The 15,059-nt window shown below is 42.5% G+C and carries 14 protein-coding genes and 1 pseudogene; 1 reads left to right on the top strand and 14 read right to left on the bottom strand.

Features of this window, described 5'->3' with window-relative positions; all coding sequences use genetic code 11:
- Position 1 precedes the first annotated feature (1 nt).
- Both J5A60_RS02140 and proC read right to left on the bottom strand, forming a co-directional pair.
- Positions 2-1,162, bottom strand: a complete 1,161-nt coding sequence (locus J5A60_RS02140) for a 3-phenylpropionate MFS transporter (protein ID WP_212510422.1) — start codon at positions 1,160-1,162, stop codon at positions 2-4.
- Positions 1,162-1,977, bottom strand: coding sequence for a pyrroline-5-carboxylate reductase (proC, locus tag J5A60_RS02135; protein WP_212510421.1), 816 nt, complete (start codon positions 1,975-1,977; stop codon positions 1,162-1,164). Before proC ends, J5A60_RS02140 begins: the two co-directional genes overlap by 1 nt.
- A gap of 62 nt (positions 1,978-2,039) precedes the next feature.
- On the opposite strand from proC, the gene rdgC reads away from it, so the two are divergent.
- On the top strand, positions 2,040-2,945 hold the full coding sequence (gene rdgC, locus J5A60_RS02130) for a recombination-associated protein RdgC (RefSeq protein ID WP_212510420.1): 906 nt from the start codon (positions 2,040-2,042) through the stop codon (positions 2,943-2,945).
- Between the two features lie 111 nt (positions 2,946-3,056).
- Here the strand turns inward: rdgC and J5A60_RS02125 are convergent.
- The 12 genes and pseudogenes from J5A60_RS02125 to J5A60_RS02070 all read right to left on the bottom strand — a co-directional run.
- Positions 3,057-3,456, bottom strand: a pseudogene (locus J5A60_RS02125) (transglutaminase family protein); the annotation flags it as partial.
- 243 nt (positions 3,457-3,699) lie between these two features.
- Positions 3,700-4,902 (bottom strand): NAD(P)/FAD-dependent oxidoreductase, encoded by a 1,203-nt coding sequence (locus J5A60_RS02120; protein ID WP_212510419.1) that lies wholly within the window; start codon positions 4,900-4,902, stop codon positions 3,700-3,702.
- A complete protein-coding gene (gene nrfF, locus J5A60_RS02115) occupies positions 4,899-5,948 on the bottom strand; it encodes a heme lyase NrfEFG subunit NrfF (RefSeq protein WP_212510418.1) in 1,050 nt (349 codons plus the stop codon). Before nrfF ends, J5A60_RS02120 begins: the two co-directional genes overlap by 4 nt.
- Entirely contained in the window at positions 5,945-6,475 is a 531-nt protein-coding gene (locus J5A60_RS02110; protein ID WP_212510417.1) for a DsbE family thiol:disulfide interchange protein, read from the bottom strand. Before J5A60_RS02110 ends, nrfF begins: the two co-directional genes overlap by 4 nt.
- Positions 6,468-8,378, bottom strand: a complete 1,911-nt coding sequence (gene nrfE / locus J5A60_RS02105) for a heme lyase NrfEFG subunit NrfE (RefSeq protein WP_212510416.1) — start codon at positions 8,376-8,378, stop codon at positions 6,468-6,470. Before nrfE ends, J5A60_RS02110 begins: the two co-directional genes overlap by 8 nt.
- Before the next feature lie 354 nt (positions 8,379-8,732).
- The gene (gene nrfD / locus J5A60_RS02100; protein WP_212510415.1) at positions 8,733-9,698 is read right to left on the bottom strand and encodes a cytochrome c nitrite reductase subunit NrfD; all 966 of its coding nucleotides are present in this window, start codon (positions 9,696-9,698) and stop codon (positions 8,733-8,735) included.
- On the bottom strand, positions 9,695-10,372 hold the full coding sequence (gene nrfC, locus J5A60_RS02095) for a cytochrome c nitrite reductase Fe-S protein (protein ID WP_212510414.1): 678 nt from the start codon (positions 10,370-10,372) through the stop codon (positions 9,695-9,697). Before nrfC ends, nrfD begins: the two co-directional genes overlap by 4 nt.
- Positions 10,369-11,025, bottom strand: coding sequence for a cytochrome c nitrite reductase pentaheme subunit (gene nrfB / locus J5A60_RS02090; RefSeq protein WP_021615857.1), 657 nt, complete (start codon positions 11,023-11,025; stop codon positions 10,369-10,371). Before nrfB ends, nrfC begins: the two co-directional genes overlap by 4 nt.
- A 72-nt stretch (positions 11,026-11,097) precedes the next feature.
- Complete coding sequence (gene nrfA, locus J5A60_RS02085; protein ID WP_212510413.1) at positions 11,098-12,621, bottom strand: ammonia-forming nitrite reductase cytochrome c552 subunit; 1,524 nt, start codon at positions 12,619-12,621, stop codon at positions 11,098-11,100.
- Between the two features lie 476 nt (positions 12,622-13,097).
- Positions 13,098-14,018, bottom strand: coding sequence for a c-type cytochrome biogenesis protein CcmI (gene ccmI, locus J5A60_RS02080; protein ID WP_212510412.1), 921 nt, complete (start codon positions 14,016-14,018; stop codon positions 13,098-13,100).
- Entirely contained in the window at positions 14,015-14,497 is a 483-nt protein-coding gene (locus tag J5A60_RS02075; RefSeq protein ID WP_212510411.1) for a cytochrome c-type biogenesis protein, read from the bottom strand. Before J5A60_RS02075 ends, ccmI begins: the two co-directional genes overlap by 4 nt.
- Positions 14,497-15,045 carry a DsbE family thiol:disulfide interchange protein gene (locus tag J5A60_RS02070; RefSeq protein ID WP_212510410.1) on the bottom strand — a complete coding sequence of 183 codons (549 nt, stop codon included), beginning with the start codon at positions 15,043-15,045 and terminating at the stop codon, positions 14,497-14,499. The genes J5A60_RS02075 and J5A60_RS02070 overlap by 1 nt, the downstream gene beginning before the upstream one ends.
- Positions 15,046-15,059: the final 14 nt, after the last annotated feature.

Raw genomic sequence — 15,059 nt, 5'->3', positions numbered from 1 at the left:
TTTAGCCTCGATGAAGTAAAAAGGCTTCAACTTTACGTGGCGTCACCACGAACGCCAACGCCGCAATGATGGCCATTAAGACGAACGTCATTGATGGTGAATACGGGTAAATCACACCACCAAGTGCGGTCAAAATTGCCACCATCGCGCTGTTTGATATGCCGTTATACAAAGCTTGTAGTTTGGAAATATGGGACTGCGGTTGGGTTGTGATATAGCGCACCATGCCGTAATGCGCCACCGCATACGTTAGACTGTGAAGTAATTGCAAAAGCGCAATAAGCCAAACCTCGCTTGTGGCAGCAAGCCCGCCCCAACGCACAATACACGCCAACGTTGCCAAATGAAAAATCGTGCTGACCTTCCAGTTTTGCAGTAAACGGCGAGAAAAGAAAAACAGCAAAATTTCGGCAATCACACCTAAGCCCCATAGCAAGCTGGCCTGCGAAACGGAAATTCCCAGACTTGTCCAATATAACACGCTATAAACATAATAGGCGGCATGTGAGCCCTGAATTAAAGACGAAGCCAACAAAATTCGCAAGGTTGTGTTGTTTTTTAATAAATCCCAATAACCTACATTCGTGGTTGCCTGTTCCGAGAGTTCATCTTGCGGGGGAATTGTGGGTGTGACGCACTGCATCACCGAATACGCTAATAAAAGTGCGGTCAAAATCCAAACGATATTTTGCTCACCGAAAAAGCCAATCACATTGCCAAATAAGGTTACGCCAACCACAAAGGCAAGGGATCCAATGAGCCGAGCCTTACCGTAATCCAACTGAATTTGCCGCTGCCAAGTGCTTGCCAAAGAATCCGTAATCGGCATGCCTGCCGCATTGACCATGGCAAATAAGCCGATAGCAGAAAACAGCAACCAAAAATTCTCCGCGACAACACTTAGACCGGCCATAATCAATGCACTGGCAGGCGCCAAGGCACGCAAAGAATTGATCAACTGTGAAGCACGTTTAATTAAACCGGAAAAAAACAAACCGCCTACAAAACGAAAGACATAAGCACTTGCCAACACCATGCCGATCAGCTCTTCGCCATAATGTTGCGACTTCAACCAAACCGGGAAAAACGGCACGAATACACCATAGGCGCAGTAGTAGCCAAAAAAGCTCAACGCGAGCCAAGTAAAAGGACGAACAAGCATTAAAATAACGTTTCCATTTCTTTTGAACGTGCCACGCAAGCTTCCATGGCTTGTTGCACGATGTCATTAAATTGATGTTGATTCAACACATTTAGCGCAGCTGCCGTTGTACCGCCTTTGGACGTTACATTTTGGCGCAATGTCGATAAATCTACCTGCGGATTTTCCACCACCATTTTAGCCGAACCTAACATTGCCTGTTGCACCAATTCTCGCGCGTTTTCAGCGGATAACCCCATTTCAATTAAGCCTTGTTGCATGGCTTCTAAAAATTGGAAGAAATACGCCGGGCTACTGCCAGACGCGGCTGTGACGGCATGCATCTGTTCTTCTGAGGCTACCCAAAGGGTTTTGCCTACGGCGGACAATAAATCCTGAGCAAAAGTGCGGTCGTTTTCTGAAGTGTTTTTAGCGGCAAATAGCCCCGCCATGCCCTCGCCCACTAAGGCCGGCGTATTTGGCATCACACGCACAACAGCTTGAGCGGTCGGTAAAAGCGCAATTAATCTTGCCACGGAAATGCCCGCAGCAATCGAAATGAGTAATTTATCGGAAAAATCCACCGCACTTAAAGGCGCACAAACGTCGGCTAATACTTGCGGTTTGACGGCCAACAATACGACCTCTGCTTGCGCGACGGCTGCGACATTATCCATTGAAGTGCGTACCCCTTTTTGCGCAAATAAAGCACGTTTTTCTTCATTGGGATCGCACACAATGATTTTATCGGCAGGATAAGCTTGTTTTAATAAGCCGAACACGATGGCTTGCGCCATATTGCCGCCACCGATAAAGCACACCAATTTATGTTGCATATTTCACCTTTAAGTAAGTTACAATAGCGCACATTTTACCTGATTAAGCATAAGGATCTACCATGTTTTGGTTCAAAAACGCCATGATTTACCGCCTGACTAAATCCCTTGATTGGTCGGCACAGTCACTCTCCACTGCCCTTGGAAACAATCAATATCACCCTTGCCACCAATCGGAACAAAGCAAATTTGGTTGGTCTGAACCACTCAAAGGCAGCGAGCTTTTATATTTTGCTGTCGGGAAGCAGATTTTATTGCTCGCCCAAAAAGAAGAGAAAATTTTACCCTCTCATGTGGTAAAACGTGAATTAGACGCACGTGTAGAAAAACTCGAACAGGCGGAAAATCGCAAGCTGAAAAAAGTAGAAAAACAAACCTTAAAAGACGATGTGATTGCAACCTTATTACCTCGCGCATTCAGTAAATATCAACAAACCGCGATTTGGATTGATACAGAAAATAATTTGATTTATGTGGACGCTGCCTCAGCAAAACGTGCAGAAGAGGTGCTGGCGCTGTTACGTAAATCATTGGGTTCGCTGCCTGTGGTGCCACTGACTTTTGCCAATGAGCCGGCACTTATCATGCAAAACTGGATCGCCCAAGAAAATACGCCGGAATGGCTTGTGCCATTGGAAGAAGCCGAATTACGCGATAGCCAAACGAACGGTGTCATTCGTTGCAAACAGCAAGCGTTAGATAGTGAAGAGATTCTCTCTTTAGTCCATTCGAAGTTCGTCACCAAACTAGCACTGGAATGGGAAGCGCGTCTGTCATTTGTATTAAACGAAGATTGCAGCCTGAAACGCTTAAAATTTGCCGATCAGATTCGAGAGAAAAATAACGATATTTTGAAAGAAGACTATGCCCAACGTTTCGATGCGGATTTTGTATTAATGACCGGCATTTTAAGTCAACTTACAGAAAATCTATTGCACGATTTCGGTAGAGAAAAAGAGCGGTTGTAATTCACAGTGAATTAACTCGCGGCTTATAGAAATAACAAGAACAAAAAGGGCTATTTAAAATAGCCCTTTATTTTTATCGAACGACTTCTGCCGTGTAATTTAATTTATGTGTACATCGACGGAATACTGAATGTCTTTCGGTGGCATGTAGTTATCCAATGCACCTTTTGCCATCGGTTCGCGATCTTTGGTTTCAATCACCATGGTGACTTTCAAATCACGTTTTTGCGCGTCTTTATCCCATGTAGCAAACAAGGTTTTTGCACCGTATTTGTTGTTTTCCGTCACATAGGCATCCAACAAAGCGAATAGATTTAACTTGTTGATATTCCCCGTTAAACGGCAACGGCACCCATAAATTAGCCTGACCTTGCGAACCTTTCAGCGCAATTAAGTCGTAAGTTTGGGTAAATTCATACAGATGGGAATCGGTATTGTAATTAGGTAAAGAGGTGTTGGCATAAGTCATTGCGCTGCAAGAAAGCACCGCAGTTGCGATAAGATGCTTCATCCAGAAGACTCTCTAAATTAGATTGGAAGTTAAACTTAACATAAATCTACCGAAGTGAACGAAAGCTATACTAATGAATTTCAGGAAGAAGCTCAATGCAATCTAAGATTATTTTTGATGAGAGAAACTGAGGTGAAAATTTATCCGTAAATAAACATTCAAACCTATTCAGAAACGCTGATGATGAATGTTGCGAAATTCAAAAACATTATTTTTTGTGACCGCACTTGAAATGGCACAAGCTTATTCTGTTAATTTTGCCGCAATCCCCTGCGCACAAGCATAAGCGGAACTCCATGCCCACTGGAAGTTGTAGCCGCCAAGCCAGCCGGCAACGTCTAACACTTCCCCGATAAAATACAAGCCTTGTACTTTATTGCTTTCCATGGTTTTGGAGGAAATTTCATGGGTATCCACGCCGCCCATGGTCACTTCTGCGGTGCGATAGCCTTCCGTGCCATTCGGTACAAACTGCCAGTTGTGGATTAAATTCACCAAATTTTCTAACCGCACTTTGCTTAATTGGGCAATGGCTTCGTCTTGTATAAACCCCTGAGCAAGCCATAATTCCACCAATTTTTTGGGTAATAAACGGCTTAATACAGTTTTTAACTGTAATTTCGGTGAAGATTGGCGCAGTTCGTTTAAATGATGACGAATATCGTTATAAGGCAATAAATCAAGATGAATACTTTCGCCCGGTTGCCAATAGTTGGAAATTTGCAAAATCGCCGGACCGGATAAACCACGATGGGTAAACAGCATTTGGTGGGTAAAGGTTTTGTGTTGATTGGTCGCGGCGACATCCAAGGAAATACCGGATAACGTCGCATAAAACTTATCGCATTCACGCCAAGTAAAAGGCACTAAACTTGCCCGAGGTGCAATCACATGAATGCCAAATTGCTCGGCGATTTGATAACCCAAAGGCGTTGCGCCCAAGCCCGGCATAGATAAACCGCCGGTAGCAACGACTAAATGAGTACAATACAATGTCTCACCATTTGCCACGACAGAAAATCCGTTTTCCGTTTTTGCCATAGCAGAAATGCTTTGTCGTAAGGCAATCTCCACGCCGTATTTTTTACATTCCGCCAGTAGCATATTGACGATATCTTCCGCACCGTTATCACAAAACAGCTGACCAAGCTCTTTTTCATGATAAGGAATGCCATACTCCGCCACTAAACCGATAAAATCCCATTGGGTAAAACGTTTTAAGGCAGATTTCACAAAATGTGGATTTTGGCTGAGATAACGACCTGAAGAAAGTTCCATATTGGTGAAATTACAAAAACCACCACCGGACATTAAAATTTTCCGCCCGACTTTTTTGCCGTTATCTAAAATTCTGACTTTGCCACCGCACTTTGCCAATTGCGACGCACAAAATAAGCCTGCCGCCCCGGCACCGATAATGAGTGTTTCAATGGCATGGTTGCTCACTGCAACTCTCCCTTTTGCATGAAACCGACCATTTTCATTTTCTGAATAGTGGCACGACGATCCACCGCGGAGTTACCTGAATCCAAAATTTGCTGCCAATAATCAAGTGCGGTGGAATAATCGCGTGTTTTTAAGGCTTCTGCCGCCAACAAAGATAATGCGGAGACTTCCTTCGGATCTTGTGCCAACGCTTCATTCAAGAATTGTTGCACCTTTGGCGTAATCTGTTGATTTGCTTGAAGATATAATGCCATCGCCATCAAGCCTTGCGTGGTCGGCTGACGGCCACTAATTCTTTCTGCATTGCCATAACAAACAAGGGCGCTGTCAAAATCGTTATTCTGCATATAGGCGTCACCCAGCTTAATCCAGTTTTCCGCGCTATTCGGATCTTGGCGCAATTTATCCTGAATTTTGCCGATAATCACCTCGGTTTTATTTTCTTCCGGCGTTTCAAGTTGCTGATTATGTTGTGCAATTTGTTCCTGCTCACCTTGCTGTGCGCGGGAAAAACGTTCCAAAGAAAAATAATAGGCTAAAGGAATAACAAGCAATAAAGCGAAAACCAGGAGCGTCGATTTAAGCTCAAATTTGACCGCACTTTTCTCTTTTAAGGATTGAAAGTGCGGTAGATTTTCCGCCTGTTTTTCCGGTTCAAGCGGTGATGAACTGCGACTGGAATACCAAATCAACCCAAATGCTGCGAGCAACAAGCCTATCGGCAATAACCAAAGTAATGCAGTATTCCATTGGAACGGCGGCTTATAATTGACGAAGTTACCGAAACGCGATGTCATGGCATCAATAATTTGCTGGTTCGTTTTGCCTTCATTTACCATGTTATACACCTCAATGCGCAAATCATAGGCAATGGGTGAATTCGATTCGACTAAGTTTTGGTTTTGACATTGCGGACAACGCAACGACTTCGCCAATTCCACGGCACGGGTGCGATCTGCCTGATTCTGAAATTCGAAGGTATCCACCATTTCAGCAATGGCATTCACACTAAACAATAAAAAAATTAACGCTAAAAATCGTTTCATGGTTGTAATAGCTGGTTAAGTTGAGGCACGAAAGTTTTTTGCCAAGTTTCCCGATCTAATAAGCCGGAATGACGATAACGGATAATGCCGTTGGCATCGACTAGATAGGTTTCCGGCGCACCATCTACACCGAGTTTTAACGCCAATTCGCCACGGCTGTCATCAATGACTAAGGTGTAAGGATTACCCATATGTTGTAACATCGCAATACCATTTTGTGGTTTGTCGCGATAGTCCACGCCCACGATAGGAATCTCTTTTGCTAACTCAAGCAATAATGGGTGTTCTTGCTGACAATAACCGCACCAGCTTCCCCAAATATTGAGTAAAAATGGGCGTTTCGGAAAATCTTTTGGGCTAAGTGTTTGACGATTATCCAATAAGTTTGCCTGATAAAACTCAGGCACGGGTTTATCAATTAACGCAGAGGCGATTTTTTTCGGATCTTGATGCAAACCCGCTAACAATAAAACACATACGCCAAGTAACAATACTAACGGCAGGAAGAAAATCACTTTTCTATTCATCACGTTTTCCTCTTCGCTTCGTGGTCAATACAGAACACAATGCACCCAATGCCATCAATATACCGCCAAACCATAACCAATGAATCAGCGGTTTGTAATGAAGACGGAACGTAAACTCCCCCTTTCCGAGCGGATCGCCCATAACAATATATAAATCGCCCCAAAAACCGCCAGACAACCCTACTTCACTCATGGTCATGGTGCGTACATCATAATAACGGCGTTCCGGCTGCAATTCGGCATACGGCTTGCCCTTTTCTGTCACGCTAAACGTTGCCACTTCAGCCGTAAAATTCGGGCCGATTTCATTGGAAAATCGTTCATAGTGAAAATTAAATGCACCGAGTTGTTGGCTTTGTTGCGGCGATAAACGTACACCGATTTCACTACCGAAATAACTGCTCATGACGGCGCCCATTGTGGCAATGGCCACACCGCTATGCGCAAAAATCATCGCATAGTGAGAAAGACCTAACTTTCGCCAGTTTTGCCACAACGTCGCCAATAATAGCCAAATCGCTAAGGTGAGTAGGAAATAGGCTGTCCATTTGAACTGTAATGCACTGTCATTTTGCATAACGTGGTGAATGGCTAAATAGGCAAGCAACAAAGAGGGCAACAATAACGCCGTACGTTTTAATAAAATGCGTTTATCCGCTTTCGCCCAATGCAAGCCTAGCGAGATCACCATGGCAATTAACACCAACACAATCAGCGGCAGGAAAATACTGTTGAAGTAAGGCGCACCAACAGAAATAGAGCCCCAATTCATGGCTTGGAATAACATTGGATAGAAAGTGCCGAGAAACGTGCTGACAGTAGCGATGCTCAATAAAACATTCAAAAAAAGCACCGCACTTTCTTTAGAAAGCAACTTTAATTTCACAGCTTGTTGCTGCATATTCGCTTTGAAAGCAAACAGACCGAGTGCCCCGACAGTCAACAGGAAGAAAATCACAAGCAATGCGGTGCCTCGCTGGCTATCGACTGCGAAAGCATGTACAGAAGTCAATGCACCTGAGCGCACGATAAAGGTGCCGAGAACACTGAAAGCGAACGCTAACAGTGAGAAAAGCGTTGTCCAATAATTAAAGATGCCCCGTTTTTCACTGACAATTAAACTATGTAACAGCGCTAAACCTAATAACCAAGGCATTAATGACGCGTTTTCTACCGGGTCCCAGAACCACCAACCGCCCCAGCCAAGCTCGTAATATGCCCACCACGCCCCTAGCACAATACCTAACGTTAAAAACAACCAAGAGACCAATACCCAAACCCGCATCACGCGGGCAATTTGGCTTTCTAAATGTTGATGCAACAATGCAGTAATACTCAACGCAAAATTCACTGCAAAGCCAACATAACCGAGATACAACAATGGCGGATGAAAAATCAGCCCCACATCCTGCAACATCGGATTCAGATCTCGTCCTTCCAACGGTGCTGGAAATAGGCGTCCATACGGATTAGAGAAAAAGACGATAAAAACCGCAAAGCTAAAACAAATTAAACCTAAAATCACCAGGCTCTGTGCCACAAAAGTGCGGTCATTTTTTCGATTAAATAATGCAAACAGCACAACCCAAACTGAAAGTGAAAATAACCAGAATAACATCGAGCCTTCATGCCCTCCCCAAGTCGCCGCAATTTTAAAGAACGTCGGCAATTGAGAATTCGAATGGGCTGCGACATATTCCAAGGTAAAATCATCGGTCGCAAAGGAATACGCCAAAATAGAAATAGCAGCTAACGTAAATAAGCCGAAGCAATAGCTTAATCCCCAAGCTAATTGGGTAAGTGCAGGCTTACGCAGCCAAAGCCCGAGTTGTGGAACGACCGCGAGAAGAAGCGCGCTCATCATAGCGAGAAGAAGAGAGATAAAGCCAAGTTCGGGGATCATAAAATAATCTCGTGTTTTAGATTGTCATGTTGGTTTTGTGGATGAGCACTTCAGGTTTCGCTTGCATTTTATACTGCCTCTTTAATAAAGAAGAAGTTAAGAGGAGATATTGACGATATTAAACAACCCATAAGGTTGAAATCACTTCTGCCAAACCTCCCCTTTTCCTCTTTGCTAAAGAGGGGAAAGTGAGATAAAAACATTTAAAATTTTAACCGCACTTTACTCGTAGAAAAAACAAATCAGATTTCCTTCTTTGAGCCGCCTTTCTTTTTTATTTTTCTTTGCCAAAGAAAATAACACCAAACAAAAAGGCGTATTTTACTACGCCTTTTGATACAAACAAAAACCTTATCATGCGATTGTAAGCTGTCCTGCGTACAAGATAAAGTAACGCAAGCATAACACCCCAATCAAGTCGAAAATCGACACAAGGATGATAAAATTCTTATTGAATTTCAAACGATCGCTAACAAACATATTGGCAATCAATGGAATTAAAATACCGATAAAGAATACCCCAATCCAGAAGACTGCGCCCCAGAAGCCGGATAATGCATTATGTAATGCCACCACTTTTTGTCCGCCACCGAAGTAGAGTCCAACGAAGAAACACACTAATAGACCAAGCTCGGTTACCATAATCGGCACTTCAAATTTATGAATGAAGTGTGATTCGTGGGAATCGCCTTTTAATTTACCTGCAATCAGGATAAATAAGAAAGTCGCGGCGATACCGGAAGAGGTACCGGAGGCTAAGAAGAGTGCCGGTAAGACCGGATTATTCAACATCGGATAGCTAATCAACGCAGAAAGTAAGAAACCGGTATAAGCCCCTAGCACCGCGGCTAAGATGAAGAGAATGACTTCAACAGGGGAGGTTACGCGTTCTAATACATTGATAATGCTACCAATAAAACGGAGTTTTGGCATAAAACGTTGGATCAATGCCATAATCTCTTCTTTGAAGATAACGACACACCAACAAACCAAAAACAGCATATACACTTGGAATAACATAACCCCCATAGACATCACGGAATTAAATTGATAGTTAAACATCAATTTCCAGAATGTCCAAGGACGCGCCAAATGGAAAATCAACAAGGTTAAACCGATTAATGTCGGCACACTCCCCAATACGGCAGCGGCACGAATAATCCAGTTTTTGCTTGGATTTTCAAGTTTGTTACTACGTTTATAAGCGATTGCTAGTTGTACTGCACCAGAGGAAATACCAAGCAAGAACAGATAGATAGCAATTGTTGAATCCCACACCAGATTAGGTGTGTGAAACGGAACAGGATAATCTAATGTCATCTTCTTGGTTCTCCATGTTGGAATGGAATGTGGTAAAGATTCGGTTGTGTACCTAATTCCACTTTCGTGCGGTAAACAGGACTTTGTTTTACCTTGCGTGCCACTGCGCTTGTCGGATCATTCATATCACCAAAGGTTAATGCTTTGGTTGGACAAGCTTCGACACAAGCCGGTTGTTTACCAGCTGCTAAGTTTGTATCACGACAGAAGTTACATTTATCTGCAGTACGGTGTACCGGATGAATGAAACGTACGCGATATGGACAGACGGCAATGCAATATTGGCAACCGACGCAAAGATCTTTATTCACATCCACGATACCGGTTTCATGATCGATGAATGATGCCCCGGTTGGACAAACCGCCACACAAGGTGCATTCGTACAATGTTGGCAAGATTGACGGAAAAACTCGTACTCTTGATTCGGGAATTCCCCATAAGGTTCGCTACGTAGGATTTCCAAACGTGAAACGCCTTCAGGCACGTGGTTAGTTTCACGACAAGCATCCATACACGCAGTACAGCCAATGCACGCGGTTTCATCGTGCACCATCGCGTAGCGTTTCGGTTTATCCGCCTTTTCCTCTTTCGCTAAAGAGGTCACTGATGTTCCCGTCATAAGGATCAACGCCCCCATGCCGGAAACAAAGTTTCGGCGTGAGCAAGTTGTCATTGTTTATCCTTTTGTTCGGTTGATTGAGTTTGTTCTTTTTGCGCTTTACGTTTTTGTTGTTCACCGTGGCAATCCACACAAAGTTTCACACGATTTTTCGGTTGAATACCTTTCATCGCATCATCTTTCGGGTGTAATGTGTGGCAACTTGCACAAGGCAATTTCATTGCATGAACATCATGCGCCCAAAGTTTTTCACGAAGTTTGTCCGGTTGGTGGCAAGAGAAACAGACTTGGTTTTGTTCTTGTGCGCTATACATCGGTTTTTTCTCACCGAAAATATCGCCGTCAAAACGCATCACGTCTTTTGCACCACGACGGTGATCTTCAGAAATATTGCCATGGCAGTTCACACAATTAATTGGTTTACCGTTATTCGGGTTTTTCTGATTTAAGTGCGCACCATGAAACTTACCGAAGTGTAATTCACCACCGGATTGATCCAAGGTTTGGTTTTTATCGACTTTGTCGAATTTATGGCATTTGGCACAGTATTGGTTTGGATCGCGTTGATTATCCAATTGCGGTTCGTAAGTAAACTTGTCCGCAGCAGACGGCTGACCTTCTGCTTGTGCGAGCATCGGTGCGGCGACCAATACTGCAAGCAATGCAAGGGCTTTTGCCGGTTTGCGGAGTAGAGACGTTAAATTCATTCTGATTACCTCAAATTTGTTTTTGAAAATGACCGCACTTTTATAAAGTGCACAAAAGTGCGGTACGTTTTTCTATTGTTTTGTTGCGGAATCTTCAGCTAATTTGCCATTGGCTTTAGCTTCTTTGACCCATTGAGGTACAACAGTTTCTAAGAATTCTTTTTTCGCTTTACGTTCTTTCTCGATGTCAATACCCATGACTTTCCATGCTTTTTCTGCAGTAGAAATATCGGGTACTTCAACCGGAGTTTTCACGCCATGTTTAGTTAAGATTGCGGCAAGTTTAGTACGAGCATCAGCAGCTTTGTCTAAACCAGAACCTAATACGCGAAGCATTACATCAGGTGCGTGCATGTGACCACCGTGACTTGCTGCTGCGTAGTCCCAACGCCATTGAGCGTGACGGATATCCATTAAAGCAGGTTCCATTTCTTCTTTAGTTGCACCAGCATCCCATGCTGCTTTCGCTTCAAAGTGAGCACGAACAACTTGATCTTCTAAACGACCCATTACATCTTTCACTTCTTTTTTACGTGAAGCAACGATGTCTTTAAGTTTTTCTTTGCTTTGATCGTGACAGTTTGCACATGTGGTATCAAATGCATCGAATGGGTTTTGGATTTGGTGGTCGGTGTAAACTTTACCATCTTTACCTTGTACTTTAGGCATGTGACAGTCGATACAAGTTACGCCGTTTTTACCGTGCATACCTAAAGACCAAATTTCAAAGTCAGGGTGTTGCGCTTTTAACATTGGTGCTTTAGAAAGCGAGTGAGTCCAGTCACTGAAGCCGATATCATCGTAGTATTTTTCGATGTCATCAACAGTTTGACCGTTGTTCCACGGGAAGGTTACTTGTTTTAAGTCGCCTGCGAAGTAGTATTCAACGTGACAGTTTGCACAGATTTCAGCACGTTTTTCAGTGCGAGCAGCTGTGTTAAAGCTTAAGTTAGCTTGTTCTTTACCTTCAGCTTTTGCTTTTGCTTGAAGTGCATTATTTAAGTGATCTAATGCACGAAGAACGTGTGGACGAGCAATACGTAATGCAGGTTTGCCTTCAGCAAAGTCTTTAGAGGTCGTATCGTGACAGTCAGCACAACCGATCGAGTTGACAATTTCTGGTCCACCTTTAGCCCATTTGGCACCAAAGTAACCATCTTCACCCCATTCTGCAATTAAACGAGGAACGTCTGGACCTTTACAAGTCCAACATGCCATTGGTTGTGGGCCATCATTTGCATTTTTGGGCGCACCAGTACGTAAAATATTACGTACATCTTCTACTGCATAAACGTGACCACGAGGTGCGTTATATTCTTTTGCAAAAGAATAGCCGCCCCATAACACGATTAAACGAGGATCTTGTTCGTCGGCGTAGATAATTTTGTCACCTTTTTCAGTCGCTTTCCACGAATTGAATTGGCTAGGATATTTTTCAGCAAATTTTTCATTCACTGCTTCGATTTTTAAATTAGGGTTAGGGGCTTCTACAGGTTGCTCCAGCGGTTTGTAAACCAATTCTGCCATGGCTGAATTAAACACGCCAAAAGCTGCGAAAGAAGCTGCCACAATCAGGCTTTTTCTCAATGCGTTCACGATAATCACTCCAATAAGGTTATAAAATGGCTTCTACTAGAATTAATAGAAGGTTACAAAAACATCTGTTATCAGCTCATTAGTAATGAGAATTTTTATCATTAATAACAATATGATAGAAGACATAACGACTTAAAATCAGCGGTAAAATAGCGAAATAACAATGTTTTTTCTATGGATATTTGCACTTTTCTTGTTCTTGATCAATTTTTAAAATTTAGGACTTAATTTTGTTTATTTTTGTAGCATCATTATCGATATATTCAAACCTCAAAGATACTTATTTATAGGTATTCAATCAAATACCCACTCTAAAACCGCCACTTTGCACATAACCATAAAGAGGTATTAAATTTAATACCCTATGCTACATTTACTTGAACGAAACAAAAAGGCTAAATTCCAAAAAGAATTTAGCCTTTTAAAAAATAAGTGCGGTCAAAAACAGCGCTATTTTTTCTAAAAATTAAATCAATTTAATTTTCCTTATTTGGTGTCACTTGCTGATGTTTCTCTTTTTCCTGACCTTCTAATGCATCACGCGCAGAACGAATGCTACGCTCAATAATTGGCGCTCTAGGGTCATCTTTCGGTAACAGTTTTAACATCATTGCCCATGTGACGGCTGCCATTTTGTAATCTTCCGTTTCAAAATAACTAAACGCCAGCAAGCTTAAGGCTTCAATATTGCTGTGATCCTCACGAATCACTTCGCGTAATAAATTATTACCTTTTAACTTGTCCGTCGTGTCTTCTGAAAACATCAAAACACGAGCATACCCGAGCTTATACTGGTTATTATCAGGTTCTAACTTATTCGCACGAGCAAAACTATCCAACGCCATTCTTGGTTGTTGTAAATTCATACCAAGTTGCCCTAACAACCACCAGTTTTTCGCATTATTTGGATTTTTCTGTAAATCAACTCGAAGTGCGGTCGCAAACTGTTGCATTTCAGCTTCATCTAGCGGGTTGCTGCTCTCACTTTTTATGCGCTCATAAAAGTACGGTAGTTTTTCTGCCGTTTTTTCTAACATGATTTCCGATTGCCAAGAACCCACTGCAAAATATGCGGCACCCGACAAAATTGCTAATGCTAAGAAACCTGAGACAAACCATAACTTGCCGTAATTTTTCTCAGTAAGAACAGCACTTTCTACCTGCTGAGGAATATCTTCCAAAAGGGATTGTTGCAGCTCTAATTTAAGCTGTTCGGTATTTTCTAATAATCCTTGATTTTCATCTATTTCCAGCTCTTTTAAGCGCTCGAAATAAAAGGCTTTATTGAGATCATCGCGTTTTACTGACGTACTTTTTTTGGATTCTAATAACAACGGGAAAAAACAAATTAACGCGGCAACCAACGTTAAGATGAGAATGCTTAACCATAAATTCATCTATCATTCTCCTTGTTTAATAAAGTATTCAAACGGTTTTGTTGTTCTTCAGTTAACACATTAGTAGCACTTTCCGTTGCATGGCTCACTTGCTCACTTTGCGAACGTTTGCGACGGAAAAGTACCAAAACGCCAAGCAAAATGAAAAGAATCGGCGCACACCAAAGAATCATAGTAACGGGAGTTAACGGCGGATCATAAGTGACAAAATTACCGTAGCGATCCACCATGTACTGCACAACATCTTGTTTAGATTTGCCTTCTTGCAATAACTCAAACACTTTGCCGCGCATATCCACCGCGATCACTGCGTTGGAATCGGCAATGTTGTTATTCTGACATTGCGGACAGCGTAATTCCTGCGTTAACGCGTGATAATCATCTTCCTGTTGCGGTGAACTGAAATTCAATGCATCAATCGCTGCAGAAGCACTAACGCTAAACAAAAGTGCGGTGGAAAATAAAAGCGTTTTTATCATTACTCTTTCCCTCCGCCTAATTTTTGATAAATCGGCTGCAAGGTTTCCTGCCAAACTTTTTCGTTTACATCACCGGCATAGCGATAATGAATCACGCCATTGCCATCAACAATAAAGGTTTCCGGCGCGCCATACACCCCTAAATCTAAAGCAAAAGACCCTTTTTCATCTTTCAACACGACCTGATAAGGATTACCAAGATCCTTCAGCCATTTCATCGCTTTCGCGTTGTTATCTTTATAGTCCAAACCAATTATCGTGACGCCTTGTTTCGCCAATTGGTTCAGATATTGGTGTTCGGCATAACAAGTAGGACACCAGGTCGCCCATACATTGAGTAAAACCGGTTTGCCTTGCTTAAACAAGGATTCATCATAGGTTTTCTCTGAAAGCAAATCCGGTAACGTTTTTGCCGGAACAGGTTTACCCACTAGCGCAGATTCTAATGTTTTCGGATCATCGCCTTGTGAATTGCGTTGCAACTGCACCAGAAATGCCGCCGCTAAACCTAAAAAAATGATTAAAGGTAAATATAATTTTTTATTCATTATCAATACTCTAT

It is taken from the genome of Aggregatibacter sp. oral taxon 513, assembly GCF_018128305.1.
Lineage (GTDB): Bacteria > Pseudomonadota > Gammaproteobacteria > Enterobacterales > Pasteurellaceae > Aggregatibacter > Aggregatibacter segnis_A.
This window is presented reverse-complemented; position numbering and strand designations above follow the sequence as displayed.